The 8,548-nt window shown below is 53.1% G+C and carries 8 protein-coding genes and 1 pseudogene; all 9 read right to left on the bottom strand.

The features are described from left to right. A pseudogene (locus tag Q9I99_RS11445) lies at nucleotides 1–175 on the bottom strand (glycosyltransferase family 8 protein); the annotation flags it as partial. Nucleotides 176–186: 11 nt separating this feature from the next. Next, nucleotides 187–1,026: a glycosyltransferase family 25 protein gene (locus Q9I99_RS06090; protein WP_301668406.1), complete on the bottom strand. Its 840-nt coding sequence runs from the start codon at nucleotides 1,024–1,026 to the stop codon at nucleotides 187–189. A 41-nt stretch (nucleotides 1,027–1,067) separates the two neighbouring features. Then, complete coding sequence (locus Q9I99_RS06085; RefSeq protein WP_301668407.1) at nucleotides 1,068–2,066, bottom strand: glycosyltransferase family 2 protein; 999 nt, start codon at nucleotides 2,064–2,066, stop codon at nucleotides 1,068–1,070. Nucleotides 2,067–2,134: 68 nt separating this feature from the next. Then, entirely contained in the window at nucleotides 2,135–4,198 is a 2,064-nt protein-coding gene (gene glyS, locus Q9I99_RS06080) for a glycine--tRNA ligase subunit beta (RefSeq protein ID WP_301668408.1), read from the bottom strand. 20 nt (nucleotides 4,199–4,218) lie between these two features. After that, nucleotides 4,219–4,629 carry a 50S ribosome-binding protein YggL gene (locus tag Q9I99_RS06075; protein WP_301668410.1) on the bottom strand — a complete coding sequence of 137 codons (411 nt, stop codon included), beginning with the start codon at nucleotides 4,627–4,629 and terminating at the stop codon, nucleotides 4,219–4,221. Nucleotides 4,630–4,705: 76 nt separating this feature from the next. Next, a complete protein-coding gene (gene glyQ, locus Q9I99_RS06070) occupies nucleotides 4,706–5,611 on the bottom strand; it encodes a glycine--tRNA ligase subunit alpha (RefSeq protein WP_115436931.1) in 906 nt (301 codons plus the stop codon). 174 nt (nucleotides 5,612–5,785) lie between these two features. After that, entirely contained in the window at nucleotides 5,786–6,208 is a 423-nt protein-coding gene (locus Q9I99_RS06065) for a F0F1 ATP synthase subunit epsilon (protein WP_118824696.1), read from the bottom strand. Nucleotides 6,209–6,218: 10 nt separating this feature from the next. After that, nucleotides 6,219–7,616: a F0F1 ATP synthase subunit beta gene (gene atpD / locus Q9I99_RS06060; RefSeq protein WP_003708440.1), complete on the bottom strand. Its 1,398-nt coding sequence runs from the start codon at nucleotides 7,614–7,616 to the stop codon at nucleotides 6,219–6,221. A gap of 38 nt (nucleotides 7,617–7,654) precedes the next feature. Continuing rightward, a complete protein-coding gene (gene atpG / locus Q9I99_RS06055; protein ID WP_301668411.1) occupies nucleotides 7,655–8,530 on the bottom strand; it encodes a F0F1 ATP synthase subunit gamma in 876 nt (291 codons plus the stop codon). Between the last annotated feature and the right edge of the window lie 18 nt (nucleotides 8,531–8,548).

Raw genomic sequence — 8,548 nt, 5'->3', positions numbered from 1 at the left:
TTTTCCCCCCCCCCCCCCGCAAATTGGCGGCAACCGCCGCCCTGTTTGCCTCACTGATACCGACATCGAGGACGTGGAACCTGATTTCCGTATCGGGATGGGCCGCTTCCACGCTTTTTGCCGCAACGCAAAGGTAGGCGGCATAGTTGTCGTCTGCCGCAAATACGATGTCCATCTTTTCTCCTTTTATTGGAAAGGCACAATGATCTTGCCGATTAACTGTTCGCGCCTTTGCCGGCGTTTTTCCCTTTCCCTGCTGATTTTGGTCAAGGCGCGAATCAGGCGGTGTTTGAATGTGTTGGCGGGGGAATCGCGCCTTTGCTGTTTGCGGTTCAGGAGGCGGTCGTGTTCGATCAGGCTGCCCAATGCGCTGTTTTGGTCGTGAAACTTGGCATAATGCAGCTCTTGGGCGCACAAGGCGGGATTGAGCTGGCAAACCGGCATTCCTTCCCTGTCGTCAGGGTTGCCGAACATCATCCAATCGACGGGGTGCAGCCCTTCGGACGGCAAAACGGCAAACCTGTCCAAGAAAAACCGCATCGCTTTTCGGGAAATGATATAGCCCGCCGTCCCCCAGTGTTCGCTTTCCAACAGCGGAAAGGCGCGCCCGCAGTAGTCCGCCACGCCGGAGGGCGAGGTCAGGACGTGCATAAACATCGTTTCCAAGCGGACGATAAAGGCGGAATCGGGGTCAAAGCGTTCTTGCAGCCAAGCGTCTTCGGCAAGGAATTTCTCCGCGCCTTCGCCGAGTAAAACGTCGTCCTCAAATACGGCGATATACGGTAAGCTTTCGTCCAGCGCCTGCTTCCACAATACGGCGTGGCTCATAAAGCAGGCTTTTTCCACTCCGCTCAAATAGGGGTGCGCCGACAAACCGGGGACGAGTTCCGCCATTGCCTGTTCCAGCCTTTCAGACGGCATCAGTGCGTCGAAAAACTGAAACGGAATGCTGCGACTGCCGAAGGTATCGGCAATGTGCGCCCTGCGTTCTGCAGCGGAAGCCAAGCTGATAACGTGGTTTTGCATAATTTATCCTGTTTTTTATCTGTTGGATAAAGCGGCGTTTTTCAACGGTTTTTCAGCAATCGGTGCAAAATGCCGAAGTATTGCCTCAAGGTAAACAGCCGCCGCATCCTGCCGTCTGCCGCAAAATCCAGCCACGCGCCGGCGGGCGGCGTGTCCGTCCGTTTGAAACATTGGTACAAAAACCGGCGGGCGCGTTCAAAATCTTCTTCCGGCAAATCCTTCTCCAGCAATTCATACGCTACTGCTTTTATTTGGCGGTATTCAAGGCTGTCGAACCGGGTTTTAAAACCCATAGACTGCAAAAAATCGTTTCTGGCGGTTTTTTGGATGCCTTGCGCGATTTCGTGTTGGCGGACGCTGTGTTTGGATGAAACCTGATTGGCGTGAAGGCGGTATTTGACCAAGGCTTCGGGATAATAAGCCAGCCTGCCCAATTTGCTGACATCGTACCAAAATTGGTAATCTTCCGCCCAATCCCGCTCGGTGTTGTAACGCAAACCGCCGTCAATGACGCTGCGCCGCATAATCATCGTGTTGTTGTGTATGGGGTTGCCGAAAGGGAAAAAGTCGGCAATATCTTCGTGTCGGGTCGGCTTTTTCCAAATTTTGCCGTGTTCGTGGTGCCTCGCCAGCCGGTTGCCGTCCTTTTCTTCCGACAAAACTTCCAGCCACGCGCCCATTGCGATGATGCTGCGGTCTTTTTCCATCTCGCCCACGATTTTCTCAATCCAGTCGGGGGCGGCAATATCATCGGCATCGGTGCGCGCAATATATTCCCCCCCCCCCGACTTTGCCAATTCATCCAGCCCGATGTTTAAAGAAGGAATCAGGCCGGAATTTTGAGCTTGTGCAAGGATTTTGATACGGCTGTCCCGCTTTTGAAAATCCTTGGCGATGGCAAGCGTGCCGTCCGTCGAGCCGTCATCGACAATCAAAATATCCAAGTTGCGCCAAGTCTGCCCCACTACGGCATCCAGTGCTTGTGCAAAATACTTTTCTACGTTGTAGGCGCAAATCAATACGCTGACTAAAGGTTGCAATCCGTTCCCCTTTCCGATACGTCCGATGCCGTCTGAAGGCTTCAGACGGCATTTGGACTGTACAACGGTTACTCGCCCAAAAGCGCGATGTCGGCCACCGCGTTCATCTGCTCTGCCAAACGGTTCAGCAGGTTCAGGCGGTTTTGTTTTACGGCGGCATCTTCCGCCATCACCATCACGCCGTCGAAGAAGGCATCGACTTGCGGTTTGACGGAAGCCAGCTCGGACAAGGCGGTTTGGAAATTGCCTTCGGCGACGGCGGCGGCGATTTTCGGCTGCAAACCTTGCGCGGCGGCAAAGAGGGCTTTTTCTTCGTCCTGTTGCAGCAGGCTTTCATTGACTTCGCCCAACTCGGCATCGGCTTTTTTCAGCAGGTTTTGCACGCGTTTGTTGGCGGCGGCGAGCGCGGCGGCTTCGGGCAGTTGTTTGAACGCGGCAACGGCCTGCAGTTTGGCGGTCAAATCGTCCAAACGGCGCGGCTGCTTGGCAAGTACGGCGGCAACGATGTCTTGCGGATAGTCGTTTTGCAGCAACACGGCAAGGCGCGCCTGCATAAAGTCGGCGGTTTCAGACGGCGTTTTCTCGTTGAGCAAACCTTGCGGGAAGCTGTCGAATGCCGTCTGAATCAGTTCGTTCACGTCCAAACCGTACTGCATCAGCATCCGCAAAATACCCAAGGCGGCGCGGCGCAGGGCGTAGGGGTCTTTATCGCCGGTCGGAATCAGGCCGATGCCCCAAATGCCGACTAGGGTTTCCAGCTTGTCGGCCAGTGCAACGGCAGTGGCGACTTTGCCGTTCGGCAAGTTATCACCGGCAAAACGCGGTTGGTAGTGTTGCTCGACGGCTTCGGCAATTTCTTCGGTTTCACCGTCCAAACGGGCATAGTATTTGCCCATCGTGCCTTGCAGTTCGGGGAACTCGCCGACCATTTCGGTTACCAAGTCGGCTTTGGCAAGACGCGCGGCGCGTTCGGCTGCGGCGGCATCCGCGCCCAATGCTTTGGCAATGTGGGCGGCGATGCTTTGCAGACGCTCGATACGCTCGGCTTGCGAACCGATTTTGTTGTGGTACACCACGTTTGCCAGCTTGGGCAGGCGGCTTTCCAAAGTCGCTTTCTGGTCTTGCTTGTAGAAGAACTCGGCATCAGACAGGCGAGCGCGCAAGACGCGTTCGTTGCCTTGGATGATGTGCGACGGATCTTCGGTTTGCAGGTTGGAGACCAACAGGAAGCGGTTCATCAGCTTGCCGTTTTGGTCGAGCAGCGGAAAGTATTTTTGGTTTTGCTGCATCGTCAGAATCAGGCATTCTTGCGGCACGGCGAGGAAGTGTTCCTCAAAACCGGCTTCCAATACCACAGGCCATTCAACCAACGCGGTTACTTCGTCCAACAAGGCTTCATCGGCGGCGACGGTCGCGTTCAGACGGCGTGCCTGCCCTTCCAGTGCCGTCTGAATCGCGGCTTTGCGCTCGGCAAACGAAGCGACGACTTTGCCTTGTTCGCGCATTTGTGCGGCGTAGCTGTCGGCGTTTTCAATGGTGATTTCGCCGTCGGAGAGGAAGCGGTGTCCCAAGGTTTTGTCGCCGCTTTGCAAACCCAAAACGCTGACGTTCACGACATCGCCGCCGTGCAGCACGATCAGCCCGTGAACGGGGCGCACGAAGGTAAACGTGCTGCTGCCCCAACGCATCACTTTCGGAATCGGCAGTTTTTTCACTGCGGCATTGATGATGTCTTCCAAAAGCTCGCCCAACGGTTTGCCGGTTTGGACGTATTCATAGGCGTACACGTCTTGCTTGCCGTCGTGGACGATGGTCAAATCTTCGATTTTCGCGCCCGCACCGCGTGCGAAACCTTCCAAAGCCTTGGTCGGCGCACCGTCTTTTACAGCATTCGCCACGGCAGGGCCTTTTTTCACGATTTTTTGATCGGCCTGAACGGCTTTGACGTTTTTGACTTGAACCGCCAAACGGCGCGGCGAGGCATAAGCTGTAAATTCGGCCGCGCCGTCAATTAGTTGCGCTTTTTCCAAGCCTTCGGCAACGGAAGCGGCAAAATGGTTGCCCAGATTATTCAGGGCTTTTGGCGGGAGTTCTTCGGTAAGGAGTTCGATTAAAAGGGTTTGGGTCATCATTCGGCTTTCTTTGAATTTGGTTAATCTGCCTGTTTATAGGTTTCACTGTAATTTTCCCAGCCGTCATCCCCGTAAAAACCGTCAACCAGCGGGGTGGCGTACAAAGTGGCGACATCTTCGCGGCCTGCCAGCCAAGAGATAATGGCCTTTTTCTCGGTTTCTCCCAAGCTTCGGGCGCCGGATTTTTGAAACAGGCACGAAAAATCGCCGCAATCGCCCCCACCCGCCATTTCCAAGCCGTTTACCACAAGATACGCGATAAGCTCGTCCATAAAGCGGCCAAACGCTTCGGCATCGTCCGCAGCTTGGTGCAAACTGCCTTGAACGCCGAAAATCAATGTTTGAAACTCGCCCAAATGTAGCTTTTTATGCTGGCGGCGGTTCATTTTGTGCAGGCGTTTCCTGCTTGGGGTGCGGAAATAGACAGGCATTATTTTCCTAAAATATATAATGGTTTACGGACAGCTGCCATATCAGGCCGCCCGAACGTAAAAAATCGTCGCCCCCTTAGGCGGCATTTGCCTTCATTAAGGGAAAGCCCAGTTTTTCGCGGCTTTCGACATATTTTTGCGCCACGGCGCGGCTCAGCGCGCGGATGCGGCCGATGTAGGTGGCGCGCTCGGTAACGGAAATGGCACCGCGTGCGTCTAATAGGTTGAACGTATGCCCCGCTTTGAGGACGAGCTCGTAGGCAGGCAGGGCGAGGCCGGCGTTTTCTTCGGCGAGCAGGCGCTTGGCTTGCGCTTCGTAGTCGTTGAATTGGCGCAGCAGCCAGTCGGCATCGCTGTATTCGAAGTTGTAGGTGGATTGTTCGACTTCGTTTTGGTGGTACACGTCGCCGTAGCTTACGGTATTGCCGTCCAGCGTTTTTGCCCAAACGAGGTCATAGACGTTTTCCACGCCTTGCAGGTACATCGCCAAGCGTTCGATGCCGTAGGTGATTTCGCCGAGTACGGGCGTGCAGTCGATGCCGCCGACTTGTTGGAAATAGGTGAACTGGGTTACTTCCATGCCGTTGAGCCAAACTTCCCAGCCCAAACCCCATGCGCCGAGGGTGGGGTTTTCCCAGTCGTCTTCGACAAAGCGGATGTCGTGGACTTTGGGGTCGATGCCCAATTCGCGCAGGGAGTCGAGATAGAGGTCTTGGATATTGGCGGGGGCAGGTTTGAGGGCGACTTGGAATTGGTAATAGTGTTGCAGGCGGTTGGGGTTGTCGCCGTAGCGGCCGTCTTTGGGGCGGCGGCTGGGTTGGACGTAGGCGGCAAACCAAGGCTCGGGGCCGAGTGCGCGCAGACAGGTGGCGGGGTGGGAAGTACCTGCGCCGACTTCCATGTCGAAAGGTTGGATGACGGTGCAGCCTTTGTCTGCCCAGAATGTTTGCAGTTTGAAGATGATTTGTTGGAAGGTGAGCATGACTTATTGTTCGATAAAATAAAGGTTTTATTTTACTGTTTCCATTGCTGTTTGGATAGGTTTATCTCGAAGGCGGGACGATTGGAAACTAGGGGATGGATAATATTTTTTAATTTAAATCCGGAAAATAAAAAGCACGGCCAAACGGTCGTGCTTTTCCAAACCACATAAGTTTTATTTTTTGTGCGAACGGATATAGTCCAAAGTTTTGAGCTGTGCAATTGCGGCAGCCAATGCCTTGTGCGCCTCCGCCAAATCCTTGTTGTCTTTGGCTTGAGAGATGCCGGCTTCGGCAGCTTTTTTCGCTTCTTCGGCACGCGCCCGATCCATTTCCGCACTACGGACGGCAACGTCCGCCAAAACGGTAACTTTATCGGGCTGAACCTCCAAAACACCGCCGGAAACGGCAACCAAAACCTCTTTATCCTCACCGGGGACGGTCAAACGCAAAGCCCCCGGCCGCACCAAACTCATAATCGGCTCGTGTCGCGGGTAAATACCAAGCTCACCTTGAACGGTCGGAACCACTACAAAGCTGGCTTCGCCCGAATAGATGTTTTGCTCGCTACTGACCACTTCAACTTGCATGACGCTCATGCCGACCTCCTTAGTTTAAGGTTTTCGCTTTCTCTACTGCTTCTTCAATGCTGCCGACCATATAGAATGCCTGCTCGGGCAGATGATCGTATTCGCCGTTCAAAATGGCTTTGAAACCGGCAATGGTATCGCGCAGAGCGACATATTTGCCTGGAGAACCTGTAAACACTTCGGCAACGTGGAACGGTTGAGACAGGAAGCGTTGGATTTTACGGGCACGCATTACAGTCAGTTTGTCTTCGTCAGACAATTCGTCCATACCCAGAATGGCGATGATGTCGCGCAATTCTTTGTATTTTTGCAGAGTAGACTGTACACCGCGCGCTACGTCGTAGTGCTCTTGACCCAATACCATCGGATCCAATTGACGTGAAGTAGAATCAAGCGGGTCAACTGCCGGGTAAATACCCAAAGAGGCAATATCACGGCTCAATACGACGGTCGCGTCCAAGTGGGCGAAAGTTGTCGCCGGAGACGGGTCAGTCAAGTCGTCCGCCGGTACATAAACGGCTTGGATGGAAGTAATGGAACCGGTTTGGGTAGAGGTAATACGCTCTTGCAAACGACCCATTTCTTCAGCCAATGTCGGTTGGTAGCCCACTGCAGACGGCATACGGCCCAACAGTGCGGATACTTCGGTACCGGCCAGGGTGTAACGGTAGATGTTGTCCACAAAGAATAATACGTCGCGACCTTTGCCGTTTTCGTCTTTTTCATCACGGAAGTATTCCGCCATGGTCAGACCGGTCAATGCGACGCGCAGACGGTTGCCCGGAGGTTCGTTCATCTGACCGTAAACCATTGCCACTTTATCCAATACATTGGAATCTTTCATCTCGTGGTAGAAGTCGTTACCTTCGCGGGTACGCTCACCCACGCCGGCAAATACGGACAGACCGCTGTGCGCTTTGGCGATGTTGTTGATCAACTCCATCATATTGACGGTTTTGCCCACACCGGCACCGCCGAACAGACCTACTTTACCGCCCTTAGCAAACGGACACAGCAAGTCGATCACTTTAATACCGGTTTCCAACAATTCGGTAGTTGAAGACAACTCGTCGAATTTCGGAGCAGTTTGGTGAATGGCACGGCTCTTGTCGGTATCGATAGGACCTGCTTCATCAACAGGCGTACCCAATACGTCGACAATACGACCCAATGTACCTTTACCTACCGGCACAGTGATTGGCGCACCAGTATTGCTTACAGACATGCCGCGTTTCAGGCCGTCTGAACTACCCATTGCGATTGTACGGACAACGCCGTCACCCAGAAGTTGTTGAACTTCCAGAGTCAGACCGTTCTCGTCCAATTTCAGGGCATCGTAAACATGCGGGATAGCGTCGCGTGGAAATTCCACGTCAACCACCGCACCAATAACTTGTACGATTTTGCCTTGGCTCATTATCGTATCCTAATTTCCTGTTCAGGCTTCAGACGGCATTAAACTGCCGCTGCACCTGCTACAATTTCTGACAATTCTGTGGTAATCGCGGCTTGACGCGATTTGTTGTACACCAAGCGCAATTCTTTGATGGCATTGCCTGCATTGTCGGTTGCGGCTTTCATCGCTACCATACGCGCTGCTTGTTCAGATGCCATGTTGTCGCTCAATGCCTGATAAACCACAGACTCTAAATAGCGGCGAACCAAATATTCCAATACGGCGATAGGACTCGGCTCGTAGAGGTATTCCCAAGTAAATGAAGAATGACCTGTTCCGTCGTCAATAACGTTTTCACCGATAGGCAGCAAAACTTCCATACGCGGCTCTTGGCGCATTGTATTGATAAAACGTGAGTAAACCATATGGATACGGTCTAATTCATGTTTCTCATAACGTTGGAAGATTTCGGTCAAAGGGCCAAGCAACGCTTCCATTTTCGGGGTATCGCCCAAATTGGTTGCACTGGCAATAACGTTCAAACCGATACTTTGGCATGCAGCCAAACCTTTACTACCCAGGCACACGACTTCGACTTCGATGCCTTGTTCCTGATACTCTTGAACTTGCGCCAAAAACTTTTTCAGTACGTTTGCGTTCAAGCCGCCGCACAAACCTTTATCCGAGGCAATCAAGATGAAACCGGCACGACGCACTTCGCGGTGCGGCTCCAACAGTTTGATACCATGATCGGCATTAGTCTGTGCAAGATGGCTCATCACTGTACGCACTTTTTCGGCGTACGGACGCGCTAAGCGCATCCGGTCTTGAGTCTTCCGCATTTTAGAGGTCGACACCATTTGCATCGCTTTAGTGATCTTTTGGGTATTTTGAACACTACGGATTTTGGTGAGAATCTCTTTTCCGACTGCCATTTCAGACTCCTTTCATCT

The sequence above is a fragment of the Neisseria basseii genome (assembly GCF_962707005.1).
Classification (GTDB): Bacteria; Pseudomonadota; Gammaproteobacteria; order Burkholderiales; family Neisseriaceae; genus Neisseria; species Neisseria bergeri.
This window is presented reverse-complemented; position numbering and strand designations above follow the sequence as displayed.

Excerpts from the sequence above, each read along its gene's own strand:
- atpD (WP_003708440.1), bottom strand. The coding sequence starts at position 7,616 with ATGAGCCAAGGCAAAATCGTACAAGTTATTGGTGCGGTGGTTGACGTG.
- glyQ (WP_115436931.1), bottom strand. The coding sequence starts at position 5,611 with ATGCTCACCTTCCAACAAATCATCTTCAAACTGCAAACATTCTGGGCA.
- atpG (WP_301668411.1), bottom strand. The coding sequence starts at position 8,530 with ATGGCAGTCGGAAAAGAGATTCTCACCAAAATCCGTAGTGTTCAAAAT.
- Q9I99_RS06065 (WP_118824696.1), bottom strand. The coding sequence starts at position 6,208 with ATGAGCGTCATGCAAGTTGAAGTGGTCAGTAGCGAGCAAAACATCTAT.
- glyS (WP_301668408.1), bottom strand. The coding sequence starts at position 4,198 with ATGATGACCCAAACCCTTTTAATCGAACTCCTTACCGAAGAACTCCCG.
- Q9I99_RS06090 (WP_301668406.1), bottom strand. The coding sequence starts at position 1,026 with ATGCAAAACCACGTTATCAGCTTGGCTTCCGCTGCAGAACGCAGGGCG.
- Q9I99_RS06075 (WP_301668410.1), bottom strand. The coding sequence starts at position 4,629 with ATGCCTGTCTATTTCCGCACCCCAAGCAGGAAACGCCTGCACAAAATG.